This is a genomic window from Corynebacterium senegalense (genome assembly GCF_900411315.1).
Lineage (GTDB): Bacteria > Actinomycetota > Actinomycetes > Mycobacteriales > Mycobacteriaceae > Corynebacterium > Corynebacterium senegalense.
On the sequence record NZ_LS990887.1, the window covers coordinates 1,389,870 to 1,410,714 of the forward strand.

The following is a 20,845-nucleotide window of genomic DNA, read 5'->3' on the forward strand; positions in this document are numbered from 1 at the left end:
CCATGGCACAGGAACGTAAGGGCGGCCTCGGCCGTGGGCTCGCGGCGCTGATCCCCTCCAACCCGCAGGCCACCGACACCACGGGCAAGACCGGCAGGCTCGGCGACGGTGCGGCCGACATGATCATCGGCGGGTCGAAGGGTGCGCGCGGCGGGAACGCAGGCACTAAGGCCGCCGACACGTCGGGCGACAAGCTGCCGCCCCGCGGCCGCACCCGCGTCCCGGGCGCGCCCTCCATCCCGGGGGCTCCGACGGTGGTTGCCTCCACCGAGAAGGTGAAGCAGCCGGTCCCGGTCGGCGCGCGCTATCAGGAGGTTCCGCTGGGCCAGATCCAGCCGAATCCGAAGCAGCCGCGCCAGGTCTTCGACGAGGACGAGCTTTCCGAGCTCGTCCACTCCATCAGGGAGTTCGGGCTGCTGCAGCCCATCGTCGTGCGGGAAACGCCGGAGGGCTTCGAGCTCATCATGGGCGAGCGCCGCTGGCGCGCGGCCTCCAAGGCGGGCCTGAAGCAGATCCCGGCGATCGTGCGCGAGACCAGCGACGCGGACATGCTGCGCGACGCGCTGCTTGAGAACATCCACCGCGTCCAGCTCAACCCGCTCGAAGAAGCGGCCGCCTACCAGCAGCTCCTCGAGGAGTTCGGGGTGACGCAGGAGCAGCTCGCCGACAAGCTCGGCCGCTCCCGCCCGGTGATCACAAACGCGATCCGCCTGCTCAACCTCCCGGTCCCCGTCCAGCGCCGCGTGGCCGCAGGCGTGCTCTCCGCCGGCCACGCCCGCGCCCTCCTGGGCATCAAGCTTGGCGACGACACCGCCGCCGCCCAGGCCGACCTCGCCGACCGCGTCGTCGCCGAGGGCCTGACCGTGCGCGCCACCGAGGAGGCCGTGACCCTGCTCAACGCCAATGGGAAGGCCCCCGAGCGGCCGAAGCGCGAGCCGCAGCCCCAACCGGAGTACCTGAGCCGCGCCGCGGAGCGCCTCGCCGACGTGTGGGACACCCGCGTGTCGGTGACGATGGGCAAGCGCAAGGGCAAGATCGTCGTCGAGTTCGGCGACCGCGAGGACTTCGAGCGCATCATGTCGCTCATCCAGGGCGAGGACTAGCCCCGGTGGCGGGCTCGACAGGTTCCCGGCGGCGGGCGCAGGTCGTCCCGCTAGATGCGCAGAACTTGGCGCGGGTCCACCCCGTGACGGCGTCCAGCGTGTTCTGGGAGGTCGACCCGCTGAGCGAGGCCTACTGCGCGACCGACTCCGAGGTGGACAAGAGCGTCTGGCTGGTCGCCCGCGCCGCCGAGCAGGGCACCGTGGGCTTCAGCATCGCGGAAGCGGGCAGCGAGTTCGGCGCCTTCGCCACCGTCCTCTACTGCCCCGCCGCCGAGGCCCCGGGGGCGGTGCGGATGCCCACTGCGCCCGTCGGCCGCGACGCTTGGGTGGTCACGAGCCTCCACATCGACCTAGCGGTCCGGCGCCGCGGGTGGGAGGCGGTCCTCCTCGATTCTGTCATTATGGCGGCCTCGACGGCGGGCGCCCCGGCTCTCGAGGCCTTCGGGCTGCGCCCGGACGCCCCGGTCTCCTCCCCCTCGGCGGAGTCGCTGCGGCGCCGTTCCGACCGAATCGGCCTCGTGGACGCGGCCATCCTGGAATCGGCGGGGTTCAAGGTCGTCGCGGACCACCCTGTCATTCCCCGGCTGCGCGTGTCTCTGCCGCCGGCCCACGACCTGCTGAGCGCGCGCGAGGTGGAGGACGCGCTGGCGCGAGTGCCGGCCGTCTGATTCCATCTATTCATTCAATCAATCCACCACATCCGAGGCCTGTAGTAGTCTGAAAGCATGCAACGCGGGGAGATAGAGCAGCTCATAGAATCGGGGGAAGGAATCGCTCTTTCCTTCGCCCGCCGCGTTTCGTCGGCTTACATCAACGAGCGCGCCGTGGTGGAAAGAATGGCCGCGATGGCCAACAGCGAGGGCGGCACCCTGCTTGTCGGCGTCGATTCCGACGGGACCGTCTCCGGCGCCCACCCCTTCCACGGCGACCACACCGACCCCGTCGAGCTCGCCGCCGCGGTGCGCCGCCACACCTCGCCGCCCCTCGACGTCACCGTGGAGGTTGCCGCCGTCGGGGGTCGCGCGGTCGTCGCCCTGAGCACGGAGGCCGCCGCCTCGCCGGTGGCAACAACCTGGGGCGTGTACCGCGCCCGCCGCCTCAACGGCGCCGGCGTCGCGGTGGACGAGGGCCTGACCCCGCCGGAGCTGTTCACCCGCTACCGGGACGCCAACGGCCTCGACTGGGCCCTCTCCCCCGCCCCAGGAGCCACTCTCGCGGACCTCGATCCCGCGGCCTTCGCCGCCTATCGACGCCTCACCTCCGCCCACCACGGCAACACCGCCCTGGCGGCCCGCGACGACGACGCCCTCGTCCGCGCGCTCGGCTTCCGCAACGATTCGGACACCCCCATCCTGCTGGGAGCGGTCGCCCTGTTCGGCACGGAGGAGGCGCTTGCCCGCCACCTGCCCTACCACCAGGTTGTGCTGGCGGACACCCGTGCCCCCCGCACGACGTGGCGCAGCCGCGCTCCCCTGGCGGTCCTGGCGGAGAACCTCGCCGCCTCCGAGGCGGTCGGCGATGCTCTCCCGTTCGTGCTGAACGCTCTGGCCCACCGGGACTACTCGCTTCCGGGGGCGGTGTACGTGCACGTGGACGCGAAGCGCCGGGCGGTGACCAGCCCCGGGGCGCTGCCCCGCGGCGTGAGGCCGGAGGACCTGCTCAGCGACGCTCCGACCTTCGCCCCCCGTTCGTTGTACCTGAGCACCGCCCTGGCCCACACGGGGCTCACGCGCGGGGCGGGCACGGGCGTGGTGGACGCGGCGCGGGACCTCGCGCGGCGCGGCGCCCCGGTGCCCTCCTACGCGGGGACGCACGCGCAGGCGGTGACGGTGAGCGTGGTGAGCCCGGTGGGGGCTGGTGGGGCGTCGACAAGCGATCTCGTGCTGGAGGCGCTGCGTGAGCTGGGCGAGGCCTCGAGCGGGGAGGTCGCGCGGCGGGCGGGGCTGGGCCAGCAGCAGGCGTACCGGGCGCTGCGCTCGCTCGTCGGGCAGGGCCGGGTCAGGCGCAGCGGCGCCACGCGCACCACCCGTTACAGCGCCGGGGTTTAGATGGCGTTCTCCTCGCGCAAAAGCTTGCTGAAGGAATAGGTGCCGGTGGGCATGTCGTCCTCCTCCAGGAGGTAGAGGCGCTTGATGGCCACGACGATCGCCTCGGCGATGGAATCTCGCTGGCGCGGGTCGGTGACGATCGCGACGTCGCCGGGGTTGGTGAGGTAGCCGAGAACGATCTCGATGGACGGCATCTTCGTCATCCGCAGCAGCTCCCAGGTGCGGCCGTGGTTGAAGCAGTTGCGCAGGTCGGTGCGGGCGGCGATCTCGCGCTGGATAAACCCGGACAGCGTCTCACCCGTCATGGACGACGCGCCCGCCTCCGAGCCGAAGTAGAAGGACGCGACGCCGTTGGCCTTTTCGTTCTCGTAGCGGTCGAGCTGGAGGGAGATCAGCAGGTCCGCGTTGGAGCTGTTGGCCAGGTCGGCGCGGGCCTTGATGCTCGGGTTGTCACCGCGGGGGCGCGAGAGGATCGTCTCGATCCCGGCGGCGATCATGCGGCCCTCGACGCGCTGCGCGAGGTCCCAGAGGATCTCCTCCTCCGTGATGTAGCCGTAGGGGCCGGAGACGGTCATCCCGGATTCCCCGTTGCCCAGTCCCGGGTCGATGACGACGCGCTTGCCGGCCAGGCGCGGCCCGGCCTCGCGGACGTTCTCGCGCTCGCGGATCGCCTGGGCGGAACCACCGGTAATGCGGCGGCCGAGCAGGCTGAGCGCGTGCAGCGTGTCGGGGCCACAGACGCCGTCGTCCGGCAGGCCGTAGTTCAGCTGGTAGGAGGCCACCGCCTCGTGGGTGCGGGGCCCGAAGTGGCCGTCGAGCCGGTGCGCGTAGAAGCCGAGGTCCTGAAGCTGGTTCTGGAGCTGGCGCACGTCGTCGCCGACGAGCACCTGGTTCGGCTGGTAGGACAGCACGCGGGCGCCGAGCGTGTAGGAGGCCTCCCGCAGCTCGCGGAGGGTGACGATGTCGATCTCCCCGGAGGGGATGATGCCGCGGGACTGCTGGAATGCCTTGAGGGCTTCGGCGAGGGTGTCGTCGAAAAGCAGGTCGCGGCGGGAGAACTGGCGGGCGTTCCAGTCGCCGACGTTTCCTTCGAAGTCGTCCAGCATGCCGAGCCTCGCGAGGGTCGAGCGGACCTCGGCAACGCGAGCGCTCGAGTCACCGACGCGCAGGGTCTCTGTCACTGGACACCTTCCTGGGCTAGTTTGCGGAACAGACATGTATGCTACTCGGCGGTGTGTCCTAGAGGTGATTCTCCACGCGTGCCACGATTTCCTCCTTCGGCTGCACGCCCGCGAACTGGTCCACCATTGCGCCGTCCTTGAAGATGAGGACGGTGGGGATCGACATCACCTGGAACATGGCGCCGAGGGCGCGTTCCGCGTCGACGTCGACCTTGGCGACCTTGACCTTCTCCCCCAGCTGGGAGGCGACCTCGTCGAGGATCGGCGAGAGCTTCTTGCACGGGCCGCACCACTGCGCCCAGAAATCGACCAGGACCGGGGTCTCGGAGTCGATGACCTCGGACTTGAACGTGGCCTGGGTGACGTCGATCGTGGCGCTCACGGTGATGCAACTCCTCTGCGTGCTGGTCGGGGCGGCGGCTGCCGCGTCAGTTGTCTACAACAATAGTGGGGGCGGGCCCCGCCCCGGAAACTCTAGGCGTCCAGCGCCTCGAGGTAGTGGGAGGCGTCGATCGCCGCCCGGCAGCCGGACCCGGCCGCGGTGATGGCCTGGCGGTAGGTGGTGTCCACCAGGTCGCCGCAGGCGAACACGCCCTCGACGTTGGTGCGGGTGGAGGGCTCGTCCACGACGACGTAGCCGGCGGCGTCGGTTTCGACCTGCCCGCCGAGGAAGCCCGAGCGCGGGTCGTGGCCGATGGCGACGAACATCGCGGTGGCGTCGAGCACCGACTCGGTGTTGTCCTGCACGTTGCGCACCTTCAGCCCGGCGACCTTGCCGTTTTCCTCCACGACCTCCTCGACGATGGTGTGGGTGACAAACTCGATCTTCTCGTTCGCGCGGGCGCGCTCGAGCATGACCTTGGAGGCGCGGAAGTTCTCCGAGCGGTGGATGAGCGAGACCTTGCTGCCGAACTTGGTGAGGAAGATCGCCTCCTCCATGGCGGAGTCCCCGCCGCCGACGACGGCGATGTGGTGGTCCTTGAAGAAGAAGCCGTCGCAGGTCGCGCAGGTGGACACGCCGCGGCCGGTCAGCTCGGTCTCCCCCGGCACCCCGAGGTGGCGGGGGGCGGCGCCGGTGGCGAGGATCACGGCACGCGCGAGGTACTCCTCGCCGGCGACGATGACCTTCTTCATCTCGCCGCTGAAGTCGACGCTCTCGACGAGGTCGGGGCGCAGGTCGGCGCCGAACTTCTCGGCCTGGGCGCGCATCTCCATCATGAGGTCGGGGCCCATGATGCCGTTCTGGAAACCGGGGAAGTTCTCCACCTCGGTGGTGTTCATCAGCTCGCCGCCGAACTCGTAGCCCTCGAACACGAGGGGGGAAAGCTCGGCGCGCGCGGCGTAGAGGGCGGCGGTGTAGCCCGACGGCCCGGAGCCGACGATGATGACGTCGCGGACCTCGTCGTCGGGCCGGTCCACGGTCTCGCTGGTCTCGCTCGGGGCGGCGACCAGGTCCTGCTTGGGCGCCACAAAGTTGAAGCCGGGGTTCGTCATCGCGTTCTACTCTTCCTCAACGGGGGTTCTACTACGGTGCGTTAGTCTACTGCGGCGCCCGACACCGCGCCGATTGCCGAGCTAGAACCCGCTTTTCGACGCCCCACCAGCCGCCCCGTCCACCGCCTTCGCCAGCGCCGCCCGCGCCCGCGCGCGGCGCGACTTCACCGTGCCCGGCTGCACCCCCATCTCGGCGGCGGCGCGTTCCACGCTGAGCCCGATGACGTCGATGAGCACGAGCGCGCGGCGCTGCGTCTCGGGCAGGGCCTCGAGGGCCTGGCGGACGACGATGGTGCGGTCCAGGTGGGCGGTGGGGTCGTGGGCGAGGACCGGGTTGGCCTCGGGGCTGATGCGCTCGTCGTCGATGCTGACGTCGCGCAACCGCTTGCGGGAGGCCTTGACGTGGTCGAAGCCGGTGTTCATGACCAGCCGGTGCAGCCACGTCGACAGGGCGGCCTCGGAGCGGTAGGTGTGCATGTTGCGCGAGGCCTTGAACAGGGCCTCCTGCAGGATGTCCTCCACGTCGTTCTCGTTGCGCGAGTAGCGGCGCGCGACGTAGACGAGCCGCGCCCGGTGCCGCTGCACGATGGCGGTGAAGGCGCGCGGGTCGCCGCCCATGTACGCCTCGACGAGCTGTTGGTCCGATCGCGCCCCGTCGCTGATGGTTCCGTTGGTCATTGACACTCCCCCGAATGCTTGCCCGAATGTTCCCCCGTTGTCCGGCCTGTCCAGTGTGTCCCAGGCCCGGGCGGCAGGGGCCGGCGGGGCTCACACTTTAGTGACCCCGCCCGGCTCTCAGGGGTACGTCCGCCCGATCAGCGTGACCTCCCGGATCTCGGCGGGGTCCGCGAACCACAGCACCACGCCGGAGAGGCGCTGACCGCCGGCGGTGTCCACGCTGCTCTGGCCCCCGCGCAGCGTCCCGCTGCCCAGCTGCGGAAGCCCGCCGAGCTCGCCCTCCCCTGCGGCCCCCTCGGGGAGGCCGTAGACGCTGAACGACGCCCCGCCCGCCGCCGCGTCGACGAGCACCTGCTCCAGGTCGAACGCCCCGTCGAGGCGCAGCCGCAGGCCGATGCCCCCGGCCGCCTGCCAGGTGGTGGAGCGCTGCCCGTCCACCGCCAGCGCCGCGGCCCCGCCGGAGGCGCCGTTCCATTCCCCCGCCGCGAGCGGGGCGATGATGACGGCGGGCCCCGCCGCCGCGTTGTCCTCCACCTTCTCCACGCCGGTCTCCACGCTCTCGGGCGTCACCGGGGTCCCGGCGCTCGAGCGGCCGAGCGCCCCGATGAGGTAGGCCGTCAGCGCCGCGATGAGCACCACCGCGCCGATGACCAGGGAGAGGATGAGCACCAGCGACGCCGGCCGGTAGGCCTCGCGGCCGAAGCCGCCGCGCAGCGCCTCCGGGTCGGGCTCGGGGTCGCGCCGTCCCGCCTCCACGGCCGCGCTGAGGTCGCGCGCGGGGCGCGGCTCCTCCGGCTCAGTCTCGTCGTCGACCTCGTCCCCGGCGCCGATGGCCTCCAGGGTGGCGGCGACGCCGCGGAAATCCTGCGGGGCGGCGGAGGGGGCGTCGGCAAGCGAGCGCGTTGCGGCGGCGACCCCTTCGAGGGCGTCCGAGCTGACGTCGGTGGTCAGCAGCGTCAGCGCGGAGGCGAGGGCGGAGGCGTCCTCCTCCCCCGAGGCGTCGGGCAGCACCGCCGGGAAGGCGAGGCGCACGATGCCGTCAGTGGACACGCGCAGGCGGTTGCGGTTGTCCAGGCCGAGCGGGACCTTGGTCTCGTGGGCGGCTCCGATGGCGTCGGCAAGCGGTGCGAGGGCGTGGGCCACCGCCTCCGCGTGGAGCGTCTGGCCGGACTCGGCGACGCTCTTCAGCGTCGTGCCCGGGATCCAGTCCGCGACGACGAGCGCGCCCGAGCGGTAGGACAGGATCTGGATGTTGTCCGCGATCGCCGGGTGGCGCAGCTCCGCGAGCTTGCGGGTGCGCCGCGCCACGCCCGCCGCGTCGATGGCGGCCTGGCGCGGGGTGGCCGGCGCCAGAGGCGCGGAGCCCGTGGTGTCCACGAAGGTCAGCGCCACCATCCGCTCCGTGGCCACCTCGCGGGCCTGCCAGAAGCGGGCGCCGGTGGTCGCGCCGTGGTCGCGGATGAGGCGGAAGCGGCCGTCCGAGACGGGGGCGCCCGGCACGAGGCGCGGGCCGCGCACCACACCCGCCGACATCGGCGGCGGCACGGGCGAGGCGTTGAAGGTGTCGCCCACGAGGAACTGGTTGGACAGGTCGCGGGGGTCGACCTCGCCGACCTCGATCGCCTTGTCCTCGTCGTAGGTGATGAGGCGGCTCAGGCCCGGGATGCGGGCCAGGGCGCGGCCGAGGTTCTGCACCTCGGGCAGCTTCGAACGCGAGAGGATGAGGCCGGTGATGACGAGGAAGGTCAGGCCCAGGACCACGATCTCCACGAGGAAGCCGATGGAGGGCACCCCGATCAGCCGGCCGGACGCCACCGCCAGGTCCAGGCCAAGCAGGTCGCGCACCAGGTAGCGCAGCAGGAACGTCGCCGCGACGCCCACGAGCGAGGCGCCCAGCGCCCACAGGGAGGTCCGCAGCACGGAGCCCGCCTCCAGGGTGCCCAGCTTGCGCTTCAGCAGGAAGGCGCCGATGATCGCGCCCGCCACGAAGCCGAAGCCGTTGGCGGCGCCGAGCAGCACGACCACGTTCTGGGTCGAGTCCGCCACCACCGGGGCGAGCAGGCTGAGCACGACCTTCGTGGCGGTGATCCCGGCGATGATGAACGTCGGCGTCCACGCCTCCTCGCGGGCGTAGAAGACGCGCAGGTGCAGCATCACCAGCGCGTAGGGGATGAGGGTGAACGCGGAGAAGCTGACCGTCAGGCCGAGGGTGCGCGCCAGCTCGGGGTCGAAGTTGCCGTAGGCGAACAGGGCGTGGCCGATGTCGGGGCCGAGCGCCGTCATGAACACGATCATCGGGATGAGCGCGATGAAGGTCAGCTTCGTGCCGAGGGTCAGGTCGCGCACGACGGCCTGGTGGTCGCCGTCGGCCGCGTTGCGCGACAGCCGCGGCATGATCGCGGTGAGCAGCGTGACGCCGATGACGCCGTAGGGCACCTGCAAGAGCATCCAGTGCTGCTGGTAGATGAACGGCGCGGAGCCGTCGGCGACGGAGGCGATGCGGGTGGTGGCCACGTAGCCGAGCTGGCTGATGGCCACGTAGGTGACGATCGCCAGCGCCATCCCGCCGAAGGTCTTTAGCCGCTCGTCGATGCCCCACAGCGGGCGCAGGTCGATGCCGAGCTTGCGCAGCGCGGGCAGCATGATGAGGCACTGCACGACCACGCCGAGGGTCGTGCCGAGGCCGAGCAGCAGCACATGGGGGTTGCTTACCGACGCCGGCGCGGACGGGTTCAGCTGCCCCGGAAGGAGCATGTAGAGCAGCAGCACCACGATGGAGACCACGTTGTTGGCCACCGGCGCCCAGGCGCCGGGCCGGAAGTGCTCCTTCGTGTTCAGGATGGCCATGAACAGCGAGAACATCCCGTAGAAGAAGATCTGCGGGAGGAGGAGGTAGGCGAAGGAGGTGGCCTGAACGACGTTGACCCGGCCCTCGTCGTTGAGCATGACCCGGGTGAGCAGCGGCGCGGCGATCACCGCAAGCAGCGTCACCACGGAGGTCAGTGTGAGCGTCAGGGTGAACAGGCGGCGGATGAAGGTGGCGCCGTGGTCGGCGTCCTCCTTCTCCGCGCGCACGAGCACCGGGACCACCAGGGCCGTGAGCACAGAGCCCAGCACGATCTCGGTGATGAGGTTCGGCAGCGTGTTCGCCGTGTTGAACGCCGAGGCCACCGGGCCGCCGAGCGCGGCGCCGATGAGGACGGTGCGCACGAAGCCGGTGATGCGGGAGATCAGGGTGGCCACCGCCATCGAGCCGGTGGAGCGGACCACGTCGGCGTTGGTGGTTTCCCCGCCGGCGGCCGTCTCGGCGTCGGCGGGCGTGGCCAGCGTCTCCCCGGAGGGGCTGATGGTCAGGGCGGAACGGTCCTCGCCCGCCTCCTCCTCCGGGGTCGGCTTCTTCTCGCGCGGCGCCGGCACGGGGGCCGGCGGGGCGGGCGTGACGATGCGGCTCCGGAGGCCAGCTTGCTGCTGGGACGGTTCCTGGGTGGTCACGGTGAGGGGTTCTCCAATCGGTTCGCCTGCCCGTCGGGCGGCGGGGTGGGTCTCTCTGTCTGCTGGCGGGGGCCGCGCGGCGGGCGCGCGGCGGCCGGTGTGGCGAGCGGCGCGTCGGCGGGCGGGCGCGGCGGCGCCGCCCGATCCCGAACAGCAGCAGCAGCGCGAGCGCGACGGCCAGCGCGGCGAGGAGGACCTTGCCGCGCAGCGCGATCCCGGCGGTGCGCACCGTGATGTCCACGGGCTGCGAGATCGGCACGCCCTGCGGGGAGGCGAGGAAGAGTGTGAGGTCCGTTCCGCCTGTGTCCGGCAGGTCCGCGGTGAGCTGCGCGGTGACCGAGCCGTGCGCGGGGATGCGCAGGGTGCCCGGCACGTCCAGGCTCGCCCCCTCCGGGCCGTTGTAGAGGATGGTGGCGTCCACCGGCAGGGGCAGCCCGTTCTCCGCCACGATGAGAAGCGGCGAGGAGGGCGAGGCGCGCGTGTAGACGTTTCCGGGCGGGATAAGCGCGACGGAGGAGCGCAGCTCGTTGAGGGTGTCGCGGCTGCCGGCCAGGCGTGCCCGGGTGGCCTGCTCGGCCTCCGGGTAGAAGTCGCGGGCGCGGCGTCCCGTGGCGGAGAGCGCGACGAGCAGGTCGCGGCGCAGCGGCAGCGTGAAGCCGTAGCGCGTCAGGGCGATCGCCGGGTCGGGGATGAGCAGGGCGGAGAGGTCGTTGATGAAGCGGGCCTGCTGGCCCGCGGCGAGGATCTCAGAGTCGGCGTAGGCGCTCGGGTCCGAGCCCAGCGCGCCCAGCGTGCCCGCAGGCGCGGCGGGCCCGACCTCCTCGTCGGCGCCGGGCGCGAGGTAGTCCTCGAGCGAGACGGCCCGAGCCGGGCTGGCGAGGAGGTCGCGCACGGCACCCATGAGCGTGGCGGCATCCGCCGCGTCCCACGCGGCCGGGGGGTTGAGCAGCACGGGCTCCGGCTCGCCCTCCCCCGCTTCCGCGCGGGCGGAGGCGACGGCCAGGCGGGCGGCCGAGGCGGCGTTGACCGCCCGGGCGCGCTGGGAGTCTTCCTGCAGGTCGTAGCGCAGCTCCTCGGCGGAGTAGCCGGTGGTCTCGGGGTGCGGCCCGACGGCCGCGAGGGTGGAGGCCAGGTCGTCCTGGTACTCCACGGCCATCACGCCGGGGGAGAGCCAGGAGAAGCGCGCGCCGGCGGTGCCGGCGGCGACGAGCGCGCGCACGGGTGTTTCGGGCGCGGGGGCGGCCACGCCCGCGGGACCGGGCAGGTCTGGGCGGTCGAGGGCGGCGCGCTGGTCGCCCTCGATGCGGCCTCCCGCGGCCTGCCCGGCGCCCTCCTGGGCCTTCTCCCACGCGCCGTTCATGCCCTCGCTCGCGATGGTGGAGCGGCCGTGGTCCGCCCAGCCGAGGCCCTCGGCCGCGGCGGGGTCGACGTAGCCGGTGCCGGAGATGACGACGTTTTCCAGTCCGCTTGTGCCGAGGACGCGGTCCAGGGTGAAGGGCCCGCGCTCGAGCGCCTCGCGCATGAGCCACACGTCTCCCGTCCGGGCCACCGCGTTGAGGTCGGCGTTTGCCCAGGGTAGCGCGACGACGCAGCCGGTGGCGGCGATCTGCGTGACGCGTTCCAGCCAGGCGGCGGCGTCCGCGGCCCCGCGCCCCGGGGCGCTGTCGGGGGCGGTGTCGGCCGCGCCCCAGCTGTCGCGCAGGCGCTTCGGCTCCTCCACCACGTCGGGGCGCGACTCGGAGACGCGGTAGCCCTCGGCCATCCGCGCGACGGTGTCCACGAGGGCCGGGTCGAGGCTCATGCAGGTCGCCTGGGCGACGGCGGGTTCGGCCGTGGCGTCGGAGTAGACGTCGAGAAGCGTGTCGAGCCTTCCGCCGGGGGCGAGCTGGTCGGCGAGGTTCTCGGAAGAGAGGATGAGCGGCGCCTCGTCGGGCGCCTGGCCCGTCTCCCCCGGCACGATGTCCACGGGCGCGGAGACGGGAAACAGCGTGCTCAGGCCGGGCGTGGGGCCGTCGGCGGCGCCGCTGACGGTGAGGTGGAGGCGGTCGGTGTCCAGCAGCTCCCCGCCGGCGGAGAGCGCGAACAGCAGCGGGTAGGTGGCCAGCCCGGGCAGCGGCAGCTCGCCGTCGAGGATCTCCATCGAGACCTCGGTGCTCTCACCCGGGGCGAGCCGCCTGCCGACGTCCCTCGAGCGCCCGACCACCGAGTACTCGCTCACCTCGGCGACGGTGGCGGCCCGCTGGTCTCGCACGGACCCGGTGGCCGGCCCGCGGCGGGGGGTAACGCTCAGGCCGTCGAGGGGGGTCTCGGAGGTGTTGGTGACGCGCAGGGTGACGTTGACGGGGTCGTGGGCGCCGATGGACTCGGGGCCGGAGAGCAGCTCGACTGTCGCGCGCTCCCCTTCCCCGGCGCGGATGGCGGGGTTGGCCCACTGCTCGGCTACAGCCGGGTTGTCGGGGTCGGTGGGGATGGCGATGCCCCGCGCGGCCGGAGCGAGGGTGGCGCCGGCGAGGGCGGCGCTGGCCAGGGCGGCGAGCGCGGATGCGGCGCGCCTCATCGGGGGGTCGCCCTTCCGGCGTCGGCTTCCTTTCTGGCGAGCTCGGGCATGCGGTCGTAGGCGATGCGGGCGAGCTTGCGCTCGTCGGCGTAGGCGAGGTGCTCGATCAGTTCGCTCATGGGCACCCAGGTCACCTCGGTGACCTCTGGGTCTTCGTCGTTGAGGATGCCGTCGACGAACCGCAGGAGGTTGTGGTGCACGGTCTTGTGGATGCGCACCCCGTCCGAGACGAACCAGTAGTCGATGACGCCGAGGGTCTCGAAGGCCTCGCCGGAGATGCCGGTTTCCTCCCAGACCTCGCGCTCGGCGGTGGTCCACTGGTGCTCGCCGGGTTCGACGTGGCCCTTGGGCATGGACCACAGGAGCCGCCCGCGCCGGTCGAGCCGCCCGATGAGGGCGACGTAGATGCGGGAGAGGTCGACGTGCCCGTTGGGGGCGACGGCCTCCGCCATGCCCGACACGACGAGCCCGCCTGCCGACGTCTCGTCGCGCGTCTCCATCGTCGAGTCCGCGTACTGGGCGTGGCGCGGGGCGCGCTGGTTCTGCTTGTGCGCCGAGCCCGACCGGGACCCGCCGCGGCCGCCCTTGCCGCGGCCCCGGCCCTTCCGGTTGCGGTTGCGGCCGCTGTTCTTCTTCTCGTCCTTGTCCTCGGGCCCGTTCGAGCTCTTGGCGGTCTTGCCGCCCTTGGAGCCCGCGCCCCCCGCCGTGGCGGGGTTGCGGCGCCGGCCGCCCTGCTGCGCCTTTCCGGCAGGGCGAGACCCGCGCCGGCGCCTGCCGCGCCTGCGGGGGCGCTCCGGGTCGCCCGAGCTGGGCCTCGTTGTGTCAGTCATCCGCATCATCGTATCCGCCGCCGCGCCGTTTGTGGTACTTAACAGGGCCGCCCGGGGCGGTGTTTTGCGGCGGGTATCGTGGTACGGGTGACAACGCCTGAGAAGTACGCACCGCTGTTCGACCTGCCCGACCCCGCCGACCCGTTCGCGCGCGAGGCGTTGCTGGCGCGGGCGCAGGGGGCCGTCGAGAAGCTTGGCGGCATGCTGGAGCCGCTCGCGGCGCTGTTCGCGGAGAAGGGCGAGTCCCTCTACCTTGTGGGCGGGCCGGTGCGCGACGCGATGCTCGGCCGCCTCGGCCACGACCTCGACTTCACCACCTCGGCGCGGCCGGAGGTGATCCAGGAGCTGCTCGGCGCGTGGGGCGAGAAGACGTGGGACACCGGCATCGAGTTCGGCACGGTGTCCGCGGTCAAGCAGGGCCAGCAGGTGGAGATCACCACCTTCCGCTCCGACCTCTACGACGGCGTGACGCGCAACCCGGAGGTCACCTTCGGCGAGACGCTCGAGGGCGACCTGGTGCGCCGCGACTTCGCCTGCAACGCGATGGCGATTGAGCTTTCGCTTGTCGACGGCACCCTGGAGCCCCGCTTCCACGACCCCGTCGGCGGGCTCGACGACGTCCTCCACCGCCGCCTGGACACCCCGCAGGCCCCGGAGGTCTCCTTCCGCGACGACCCGCTGCGCATGCTGCGCGCCGCCCGCTTCGTCTCCCAGCTGGGCTTTTCCGTGGCGGAGCGCGTGCGCGCCGCGATGGGGGACATGGCCGGTGAGATCGACCGGATCACCGCGGAGCGCGTGCAGGCGGAGCTGGACAAGCTGATGCTGGGCGCGCGCCCCTGGGAGGGCATGGATCTGCTGGTGGAGACCGGGATCGCGGCCGTGGTCCTGCCGGAGGTTCCGGCGCTGCAGCTGGAGACGGACGAGCACATGCAGCACAAGGACGTCTACCGCCACTCCCTGACCGTGCTGCGCCAGGCCACCGAGCTGGAAGACGAGGGCCCCGACCTGAAGCTGCGCTGGGCGGCGCTGCTGCACGACATCGGCAAGCCCGACACCCGCGCGGTGAAGGAGGGCGGCGGCGTGAGCTTCCACCACCACGAGGTCGTGGGCGCGAAGATGGCCCGAAAGCGGATGCGGAAGCTGAAGTACCCGAAGCACGTCATCGAGGACGTCAGCCAGCTGGTGTACCTGCACATGCGCTTCCACGGCTTCGGCGAGGGCCAGTGGACGGATTCGGCGGTGCGCCGCTACGTCACCGACGCCGGCGAGCTCCTGCCGCGGCTGAACAAGCTGGTGCGCGCCGACTGCACCACCCGCAACCCGCGCAAGGCGCGCCGCTTGCAGCGCACCTACGACCACCTGGAGGAGCGCATCGCGGAGCTCTCCGCGAAGGAGGACCTGGCGCGGGTGCGCCCGGACCTGGACGGCAACGAGATCATGAGCATCCTCGGACTGAAACCCGGCCCGGAGGTCGGCAGGGCGTGGAAGTATATGAAGGAGCTGCGCCTGGAGCGCGGCGAGCTGGACCACGACGAAGCCGTCGCCGAGCTGAAGAAGTGGTGGGAGGAGGAGAATGCCTGAGTACTTCTACGCCGACCGGCTGTTCAACGCGCTCGAGCGCGCCGAGCCGGAGGCGGGTTCCCTGCTCGTCGCAGCGCCGGGCATGCTCTCCCCCGAGTTCGCGCGCACCGTCGTGCTGGTGCTGGAGCACTCCGCGGACGGGACACTGGGCATCATCTTGAACCGACGCAGCGAGACGGCCGTGCACAACGTCCTGCCGGAGTGGCTGCCGCTGGTGGCCCGGCCGCAGGCGCTCTACCTCGGCGGCCCGGTGGGTCCGCAGGCCGGCGTGGCCGTGGGGGTGACCAGGAACGGGGTGGCCATCGAGGAGTACCCGCAGTTCACGCGCCTGGCCAACCGGCTGGTCCACCTCGACCTGCATGCACACCCGCTCGAGGTGGGCGACGCGCTGGAGGGCGTGCGCATCTTCGTGGGCACCTCCCAGTGGGAGGGCGGCCAGCTGGACGAGGAGATCGCGCGCGGCGACTGGTTCGTCGCCCCCGCCCTGCCCTCCGACGTGGTCGCGCCTGCCGGGGCGGACCTGTGGAGCGACGTGATGCGTCGCCAAGCAATGCCCCTGCCCCTCTTCTCGACGTTCCCCGCTGACCTCGACGACAACTAGGGAGTTTTTCACGTGAAACATCCCGAACTCTCCCACGTCCGCGACGGGCTGCGCGACTCCGCCCTCGTCGCCCTCGGCGTCATCCCCCTCGGCCTCGCCTTCGGCGTCCTCATGACGCAGTCCGGCTTCGCGTGGTGGTGGACCCCCATCTTCTCGGTGGTGATCTACGCGGGGTCGATGGAGTTCCTCGCCCTGAACATGACGCTGACCGGGGTCGGCCCCCTCTCGGCGCTGGTCACGGGCTTCATGGTGAACTTCCGCCACATCTTCTACGGGCTGACCTTCCCCCGCCACCTCATCCGCTCGCGGCTCGGCCGGGCCTACTCCACCTACGCGCTCACCGACGAGTCCTACGCCATCGCCTCCGTCACCCTCGCCCGTTCCGGGACGTGGCTGCTCACGGTCCAGGCGACCTGCCAGGCACTGTGGGTCGCCGCGGGCATCGTCGGGGCGCTGACCGGCCAGGCTATCCCCGACAGCGTGCGCGGCCTCGACTTCGCCCTCACCGCCCTCTTCGTCGTCCTCGCCTACGAGGCCTTCGCTGCCTCTCGCGACCTCTCGGCGGTGCTGATCGCGGCGCTCACCGGCATCGTCTGCGCCGTGCTCGCCCCGGGCCACATGCTCATGGCGGCGCTGCTCGCCTACTTCGCCGTGCTCCTCGCGCGCTTCTGGAGCCCCCGGCTCGACACCGCGCTTCGCTGGGAGGCGAGGTAAATGGGTCTGCCCGAGGGCATATCGCTTATCGACGTCACCTCCGTCCTCCTCCCCGTCGCCGCCGTGACCCTCCTCCTGCGGGCCCTGCCCTTCCCCTTCCTGCGCCTGCTCAAGGGAAGCCCGCTCATCGAATTCCTCGGCGTTTACATGCCGGTGGGCGTGATGGTGGTCCTCGTGGTCTACACGCTGGCCGGGGCCGCGGCCGAGCCCGGGGGCGTCGGCGCGGCGCTGTTCGCGGCCGCCTTCACTCTGGCGGTGCACGCGTGGCGGCGCTCCCCCGCCCTGTCCATCCTCGCTGGGACCGCGCTGTACATGGGGCTGGTCAACGCCGTGTTGTGAGCCGATGTTCTCCGAATCACTCGGGGCTGCCGACCAGCGCGAGACCAAGGAGCACCGTGGTGGATGCCTTGACAACGACCGATGCTGACGAATCGTGGAATGGCGGGATCGTGCGTTGTTCCAGAGGCAGCCCGTTGTTTCGGGGAGACGTCGAGGTGTCCCCTGCACCAGTGGGTTCGGCCTTCGTGGTGAGTGATCCGGTGAGCAGATCCGTGTGCGCCCCACGCACACTCCCCGTTCCCACCACCGCCCCAGCTCGCCGGAGCTGCCCTGCTCCTCATGCTGGCCGGCGGCGCCGCGCAGTCCGGCGGGCTCACGCTCCTGTTCTAATCGGGCCAGCCCCAGAGAACGACAGCGCCCCGCCGGGGCGAGCCGGGGCGGGGCGCGGGCGTCGTCAAGCGGAGGCTCAGAGCCCCGGGAACTTGGCGCGGGCCTCGGCCCAGAGGCCGTCGAACTCCTCGGGGGTCAGTGTCCGCGCGGTGATGCCCTCGAACTGGGCGTACGCGTCGGGGTGCGGGACGACCTCGGTGGGCTCGTTGGCCTGGCCGTGGACCCGGCCCTCCGCGTAGGCGCCGGTGATGGTTTCGGCGGGATCGAGCTCGATCATGCGGACCATGGTGCACTGCGTCGGGGAGATCTCCTCGAGCTCCGCGATGTTGAGCAGCTGCCCGCCGAGCTCCGGCACCTCGTAGTGGATGCGGACGTAGTGTTTCACGTGAAACGTCTCCTTCTAGCTCGTCGCTTCTGCCTCACGAGCGTAGCGCGCGGCCACCGCCGAGCAGATCATGAGCTGCACCAAGTGGTAGATCATCAGGGGCACGATGAGAATGCCTAACGACGCCCCACCGAAGATCACGCTGGCCATCGGCAGGCCGGCCGCGAGCGACTTCTGGGTTCCGCACATCTGGATGGTCACGCGGTCGGCGTAGCTGAAGCGCAGCGCGTTGGCCGTCACGCGGGTCAGCCAGAGCATGGCGTAGACGAGCAGGAAGGAGAACACCGCCAGGGCCACGATTTCCCAGGCGCGGACCTCGTCCCACACGCCCGAGACCATCCCCTGCGAGAACGCGGCGTAGACGACCATCCAGATGGAGCCGCGGTCGACGAGCTTCGTCGCCTTCGCCCCGGCGATCTCGCGCACGCGCGGGAGGAAGTTGTGGGCGAACTGCCCGAGCGCGAAGGGCAGCACCAGCTGCAGGGCGATGTTGGCGAAGACCCCGCCGTCGACGTTGATGCCCTCCCCCGCCCCCATGAGCAGCATGACCAGGACGGGTGTGGCGATGACACCGATGAGGCTGGACAGGCTGGCGGCCACCACCGCGCCGGAGACGTTGCCGCGCGCGATTCCCGTCAGCGCCACCGAGGACTGCACCGTCGAGGGCACGAGCATGGCGTAGAGGATGCCCTGGTAGATCGGCTCGGAGATGACCAGGGTGGACGGGCGCAGCGCCAGGCCGATGAGCGGGTACGCCACGAAGGTGAAAGCGAGGATGACCAGGTGCAGCTTCCAGTGGGTCAGGCCATGAAGCGCCTCCTGCGTGGAAAGTCGCGCGCCGTAGAGGAAGAACAGGAGCGCGATGGCGAGCTTGGTGGCAACCCCGAATACCGCGGCGAAGGTGCCGTGGGCGGGGAGGAGGAGCGCCAGCACCGTCGCGGCGAGGATCCCCTGGATGAGCGGGTCTTTGAGGAAAGAGGGAACGGGCATGGGATCAGTCTACGAACCCCGCGCCCGCCCGGGCGCCGTTTAGGCCTCCGCGTCGGTGGCGACGAGGCGGCCGCCCTCCTCCTTGAGGTCGAGCACGCGCATCCCCCGAACGGCCGGGCCCTGGAGGACGGAACCGTCCGCGATGTTGAAGGTGGAGCCGTGGGCGGTGCAGCGCACCGTGTCGCCCTGCACCTGCGTGATCTTCTTGAACTCGTGGGGGCAGGTGGACGAGTAGGCCACGAACTGGCCCTCGGTCGGCTGGGCGATGATGACCGTGTCCAGCACGACCGCACTGCCGACGGGGACCTCCGTCTTCGCCACCTCCTCCGGGGGGTTCTCGCCGCAGGCGGCGAGGAACGCGCCGGCGAAGGTGGTCGCGGTACCGAGCAGGAAAAGGCGTCGTGAGCAGGTCATGCTTCCAGAGTCTAGCCCGCTAGCGGGTCGCGCTCTTCATCTCGGAGACAAATGTGGCCAGTTCCTCTTTCAGCGCGGCCATGTCGGTGACGCGGCCGGGGTGCGGGTGGGTGCCCTCGACGTGGCGGTCGATGATCGAGGTGATCGCCGAGCCCGTGATCGCGCCCGCCGCGCCGGCCTCGATCGCGGCGCGGACGTGCTCGGGCGCGGAGATGCCGAAGCCGAGCAGGACGGGCGCCCCGCCGAAGCGCTGCACGTTGGCCACCACCTCGCGCAGGCCCTCCACGGAGGACTCGCGCTCGGTGCCGGTCACCCCGTCGCGCGAGATGGCGTAGATGTAGCCGCGGGACTGCGCCGCCACGCCCTCGAGCGTCTGCTCGGAGGCCTTGGCCGGCGCGATGTAGATCGGGTCGATGCCGTGGGCGGAGGCGGCCTCGCTGAAGGGCTGTCCCTCGCGCACGGGGACGTCGGGAAGCAGGATGCTGTCCGCTCCGGCCTCGGCGAACTCGCGGTAGAACTCCCCCACCCCGCGCACGTAGGCGACGTTGGCGTAGATGAGCATGCCGATCGGCAGGTCGGGGTATTCCTCGCGGATGGTGCGCACCTGGGCCAGGGCCTTATCGACGTTCGCCCCGCCGTCCAGGGCCCGGATGTGCGCTTTTTGGATCGTCGGGCCGTCGGCGACGGGGTCGGAGAAGGGAACGCCGAGCTCGAGGGCGTCGGCGCCGGCGTCGACGATCGCGCGGATGATCTCGAGGGCGTCCTCCGGGTTCGGATCGCCGAGCATGACGAAGGGGACGAAGGCCCCCTCCCCCTTCTCCTGCAGGGCGCGGAACGTGTTTTCGTAACGGGACATGTCTACTTCCCCCTCCTGTCGGTGGTGCTGATGACCCAGTCCGGGTGCGCGTCCAGGGTGGCGCGGACGTGGGCGACGTCCTTGTCACCGCGGCCGGACAGGGAGACGAGGATGTTCTCGGGCTCGGTGGCCTCCTCGGCGCGCTTGAGGGCGTAGGCCAGAGCGTGGGAGGACTCCAGCGCCGGGATGATGCCCTCGTACTTGGACAGCAGCTGGAAGGCGCGCAGCGCGTCCTCGTCGGTGACGGGGATGTAGCGGGCCCGCCCGGTCTGCGCCAGGTGCGCGTGCTCGGGGCCGACGGCCGGGTAGTCCAGGCCGGCGGAGATGGAGTAGGACTCCTCCACCTGGCCGTCGTCGTCGCGCATGAGGTAGGAGCGCGTGCCGTGGAGGATGCCCACGGTGCCGGCGGCGATGGCGGCGCCGTGCTTGCCTTTGCCGAAGCCCTCCCCGCCCGGCTCGGCGCCGATGAGCTCGACGCCCTCGTCGTCGATGAAGTCGGCGAACATGCCGATGGCGTTGGAGCCGCCGCCCACGCAGGCGACGACGGCGTCGGGCAGCCCGCCGGTGCGCTCGATCATCTGGGCGCGGGCCTCGGTGGAGATGACGCGGTGGAACTCCTTGACGATCTTCGGGAAGGGGTGCGGGCCCGCGGCGGTGCCGAGCAGGTAGTGGGACTCGTGGAAGGTCGCGGTCCAGTCGCGCAGCGCCTCGTTGACCGCGTCCTTGAGGGTGCCGGAGCCGGAGTCGACCCCGACGACCTCGGCGCCCATGAGACGCATGCGGAAGACGTTGGGCTCCTGGCGGGCCATGTCCTCCACGCCCATGTAGACCACGCAGTCGAGGTCGAGAAGGGCGCAGGCCAGGGCCGTCGCGGTGCCGTGCTGCCCGGCACCTGTCTCGGCGATGATGCGGGTCTTGCCCATCTTCTTGGCCAGCAGGGCCTGCCCGATCACCTGGTTGGTCTTGTGCGCGCCGCCGTGGACGAGGTCCTCGCGCTTGAGGAAGATCCGCGCGGGGCTGTCGCCCAGCGGGAGGTTGCGGCACTCGGTCAGCGGGGTGGGCCTGCCGAGGTAGTCGCGCAGCAGCGCGCGGTACTCGGCCATGAACTCCTCGTCCTCCCACGCCTCCACGAAGGCCTTCTCGAGCTGGTCGAGGGCGGGCAGGAGCGATTCGGGGACGAACTGCCCGCCGAACTCGCCGTAGTAGGCGGGCAGTATGGTGCGCCCGCCGTGCTCGTAATCAGTCATGTGTG

At 71.4% G+C, this 20,845-nt stretch carries 21 protein-coding genes and 1 pseudogene; 10 read left to right on the top strand and 12 right to left on the bottom strand.

What is annotated here, in order from left to right:
- Nucleotides 1-2: 2 nt before the first annotated feature.
- From DYZ02_RS06850 to DYZ02_RS06860, 3 genes are all read left to right on the top strand, one after another.
- Complete coding sequence (locus DYZ02_RS06850) at nucleotides 3-1,103, top strand: ParB/RepB/Spo0J family partition protein (RefSeq protein ID WP_115685574.1); 1,101 nt, start codon at nucleotides 3-5, stop codon at nucleotides 1,101-1,103.
- A gap of 83 nt (nucleotides 1,104-1,186) precedes the next feature.
- Nucleotides 1,187-1,771, top strand: a complete 585-nt coding sequence (locus DYZ02_RS06855; RefSeq protein WP_245945692.1) for a hypothetical protein — start codon at nucleotides 1,187-1,189, stop codon at nucleotides 1,769-1,771.
- Between the two features lie 57 nt (nucleotides 1,772-1,828).
- Nucleotides 1,829-3,151 (top strand): RNA-binding domain-containing protein, encoded by a 1,323-nt coding sequence (locus tag DYZ02_RS06860; RefSeq protein WP_115685576.1) that lies wholly within the window; start codon nucleotides 1,829-1,831, stop codon nucleotides 3,149-3,151.
- Here the strand turns inward: DYZ02_RS06860 and DYZ02_RS06865 are convergent.
- From DYZ02_RS06865 to DYZ02_RS11550, 6 genes and pseudogenes are all read right to left on the bottom strand, one after another.
- Nucleotides 3,148-4,368 carry an N-acetylmuramoyl-L-alanine amidase gene (locus DYZ02_RS06865; RefSeq protein ID WP_115685577.1) on the bottom strand — a complete coding sequence of 407 codons (1,221 nt, stop codon included), beginning with the start codon at nucleotides 4,366-4,368 and terminating at the stop codon, nucleotides 3,148-3,150. The two genes, DYZ02_RS06860 and DYZ02_RS06865, sit on opposite strands and share 4 nt — an antisense overlap.
- A 22-nt stretch (nucleotides 4,369-4,390) precedes the next feature.
- The gene (gene trxA, locus DYZ02_RS06870) at nucleotides 4,391-4,714 is read right to left on the bottom strand and encodes a thioredoxin (protein WP_115685578.1); all 324 of its coding nucleotides are present in this window, start codon (nucleotides 4,712-4,714) and stop codon (nucleotides 4,391-4,393) included.
- Nucleotides 4,715-4,806: 92 nt separating this feature from the next.
- Complete coding sequence (gene trxB, locus DYZ02_RS06875; protein WP_115685579.1) at nucleotides 4,807-5,826, bottom strand: thioredoxin-disulfide reductase; 1,020 nt, start codon at nucleotides 5,824-5,826, stop codon at nucleotides 4,807-4,809.
- A gap of 81 nt (nucleotides 5,827-5,907) precedes the next feature.
- Nucleotides 5,908-6,504, bottom strand: coding sequence for a sigma-70 family RNA polymerase sigma factor (locus DYZ02_RS06880; RefSeq protein WP_115685580.1), 597 nt, complete (start codon nucleotides 6,502-6,504; stop codon nucleotides 5,908-5,910).
- A gap of 117 nt (nucleotides 6,505-6,621) precedes the next feature.
- Nucleotides 6,622-9,996, bottom strand: coding sequence for a murein biosynthesis integral membrane protein MurJ (gene murJ, locus DYZ02_RS06885; protein ID WP_115685581.1), 3,375 nt, complete (start codon nucleotides 9,994-9,996; stop codon nucleotides 6,622-6,624).
- A 193-nt stretch (nucleotides 9,997-10,189) separates the two neighbouring features.
- A pseudogene (locus DYZ02_RS11550) lies at nucleotides 10,190-11,152 on the bottom strand (DUF6049 family protein); the annotation flags it as partial.
- Here DYZ02_RS11550 and DYZ02_RS11555 point away from each other — a divergent pair.
- The 3 genes from DYZ02_RS11555 (at nucleotide 11,085) to DYZ02_RS11565 (ending at nucleotide 12,092) form a co-directional block, all read left to right on the top strand.
- Nucleotides 11,085-11,429: a hypothetical protein gene (locus DYZ02_RS11555; RefSeq protein WP_147291488.1), complete on the top strand. Its 345-nt coding sequence runs from the start codon at nucleotides 11,085-11,087 to the stop codon at nucleotides 11,427-11,429. The pseudogene DYZ02_RS11550 and the gene DYZ02_RS11555 overlap by 68 nt on opposite strands.
- A gap of 177 nt (nucleotides 11,430-11,606) precedes the next feature.
- Nucleotides 11,607-11,747 carry a hypothetical protein gene (locus tag DYZ02_RS11560; protein WP_181896914.1) on the top strand — a complete coding sequence of 47 codons (141 nt, stop codon included), beginning with the start codon at nucleotides 11,607-11,609 and terminating at the stop codon, nucleotides 11,745-11,747.
- A 162-nt stretch (nucleotides 11,748-11,909) separates the two neighbouring features.
- Nucleotides 11,910-12,092, top strand: coding sequence for a hypothetical protein (locus DYZ02_RS11565; RefSeq protein ID WP_147291489.1), 183 nt, complete (start codon nucleotides 11,910-11,912; stop codon nucleotides 12,090-12,092).
- A 457-nt stretch (nucleotides 12,093-12,549) separates the two neighbouring features.
- Here DYZ02_RS11565 and DYZ02_RS11570 read toward each other — a convergent pair whose 3' ends face one another.
- Nucleotides 12,550-13,392, bottom strand: coding sequence for an NUDIX hydrolase (locus DYZ02_RS11570; protein ID WP_425451010.1), 843 nt, complete (start codon nucleotides 13,390-13,392; stop codon nucleotides 12,550-12,552).
- Nucleotides 13,393-13,461: 69 nt separating this feature from the next.
- Here DYZ02_RS11570 and DYZ02_RS06900 point away from each other — a divergent pair, with 69 nt between their 5' ends.
- Genes DYZ02_RS06900 through DYZ02_RS06915 form a run of 4 tightly spaced genes read left to right on the top strand, consistent with a single transcriptional unit; the run spans nucleotide 13,462 to nucleotide 16,618 of the window.
- Complete coding sequence (locus DYZ02_RS06900; protein ID WP_425451011.1) at nucleotides 13,462-14,964, top strand: CCA tRNA nucleotidyltransferase; 1,503 nt, start codon at nucleotides 13,462-13,464, stop codon at nucleotides 14,962-14,964.
- A complete protein-coding gene (locus DYZ02_RS06905) occupies nucleotides 14,957-15,565 on the top strand; it encodes a YqgE/AlgH family protein (RefSeq protein WP_115685583.1) in 609 nt (202 codons plus the stop codon). The genes DYZ02_RS06900 and DYZ02_RS06905 overlap by 8 nt, the downstream gene beginning before the upstream one ends.
- A gap of 12 nt (nucleotides 15,566-15,577) precedes the next feature.
- Nucleotides 15,578-16,279: an AzlC family ABC transporter permease gene (locus tag DYZ02_RS06910; protein WP_245945696.1), complete on the top strand. Its 702-nt coding sequence runs from the start codon at nucleotides 15,578-15,580 to the stop codon at nucleotides 16,277-16,279.
- Entirely contained in the window at nucleotides 16,280-16,618 is a 339-nt protein-coding gene (locus DYZ02_RS06915) for an AzlD domain-containing protein (protein ID WP_115685584.1), read from the top strand.
- A gap of 406 nt (nucleotides 16,619-17,024) precedes the next feature.
- On the opposite strand, the gene DYZ02_RS06920 is transcribed toward DYZ02_RS06915, so the two are convergent.
- Genes DYZ02_RS06920 through trpB form a run of 5 tightly spaced genes read right to left on the bottom strand, consistent with a single transcriptional unit; the run spans nucleotide 17,025 to nucleotide 20,840 of the window.
- Nucleotides 17,025-17,333 carry a hypothetical protein gene (locus DYZ02_RS06920; protein ID WP_115685585.1) on the bottom strand — a complete coding sequence of 103 codons (309 nt, stop codon included), beginning with the start codon at nucleotides 17,331-17,333 and terminating at the stop codon, nucleotides 17,025-17,027.
- Nucleotides 17,334-17,348: 15 nt separating this feature from the next.
- A complete protein-coding gene (locus DYZ02_RS06925) occupies nucleotides 17,349-18,323 on the bottom strand; it encodes a bile acid:sodium symporter family protein (protein WP_115685586.1) in 975 nt (324 codons plus the stop codon).
- 39 nt (nucleotides 18,324-18,362) lie between these two features.
- Complete coding sequence (locus tag DYZ02_RS06930; protein WP_115685587.1) at nucleotides 18,363-18,737, bottom strand: Rieske (2Fe-2S) protein; 375 nt, start codon at nucleotides 18,735-18,737, stop codon at nucleotides 18,363-18,365.
- Between the two features lie 19 nt (nucleotides 18,738-18,756).
- Nucleotides 18,757-19,593 (bottom strand): tryptophan synthase subunit alpha, encoded by an 837-nt coding sequence (trpA, locus tag DYZ02_RS06935; RefSeq protein WP_115685588.1) that lies wholly within the window; start codon nucleotides 19,591-19,593, stop codon nucleotides 18,757-18,759.
- A gap of 2 nt (nucleotides 19,594-19,595) precedes the next feature.
- Entirely contained in the window at nucleotides 19,596-20,840 is a 1,245-nt protein-coding gene (gene trpB, locus DYZ02_RS06940; protein ID WP_115685589.1) for a tryptophan synthase subunit beta, read from the bottom strand.
- Nucleotides 20,841-20,845 lie beyond the last annotated feature (5 nt).

Bases quoted from the DNA above. Each gene is read 5' to 3' on its own strand.
- DYZ02_RS06850 (WP_115685574.1), top strand. From the start codon at position 3: ATGGCACAGGAACGTAAGGGCGGCCTCGGCCGTGGGCTCGCGGCGCTG.
- DYZ02_RS06860 (WP_115685576.1), top strand. From the start codon at position 1,829: ATGCAACGCGGGGAGATAGAGCAGCTCATAGAATCGGGGGAAGGAATC.
- DYZ02_RS06865 (WP_115685577.1), bottom strand. From the start codon at position 4,368: ATGTCTGTTCCGCAAACTAGCCCAGGAAGGTGTCCAGTGACAGAGACC.
- trxB (WP_115685579.1), bottom strand. From the start codon at position 5,826: ATGACGAACCCCGGCTTCAACTTTGTGGCGCCCAAGCAGGACCTGGTC.
- DYZ02_RS06880 (WP_115685580.1), bottom strand. From the start codon at position 6,504: ATGACCAACGGAACCATCAGCGACGGGGCGCGATCGGACCAACAGCTC.
- DYZ02_RS11565 (WP_147291489.1), top strand. From the start codon at position 11,910: ATGAGCGGCGCCTCGTCGGGCGCCTGGCCCGTCTCCCCCGGCACGATG.
- DYZ02_RS11570 (WP_425451010.1), bottom strand. From the start codon at position 13,392: ATGATGCGGATGACTGACACAACGAGGCCCAGCTCGGGCGACCCGGAG.
- DYZ02_RS06905 (WP_115685583.1), top strand. From the start codon at position 14,957: ATGCCTGAGTACTTCTACGCCGACCGGCTGTTCAACGCGCTCGAGCGC.
- DYZ02_RS06915 (WP_115685584.1), top strand. From the start codon at position 16,280: ATGGGTCTGCCCGAGGGCATATCGCTTATCGACGTCACCTCCGTCCTC.
- DYZ02_RS06925 (WP_115685586.1), bottom strand. From the start codon at position 18,323: ATGCCCGTTCCCTCTTTCCTCAAAGACCCGCTCATCCAGGGGATCCTC.
- DYZ02_RS06930 (WP_115685587.1), bottom strand. From the start codon at position 18,737: ATGACCTGCTCACGACGCCTTTTCCTGCTCGGTACCGCGACCACCTTC.
- trpA (WP_115685588.1), bottom strand. From the start codon at position 19,593: ATGTCCCGTTACGAAAACACGTTCCGCGCCCTGCAGGAGAAGGGGGAG.
- trpB (WP_115685589.1), bottom strand. From the start codon at position 20,840: ATGACTGATTACGAGCACGGCGGGCGCACCATACTGCCCGCCTACTAC.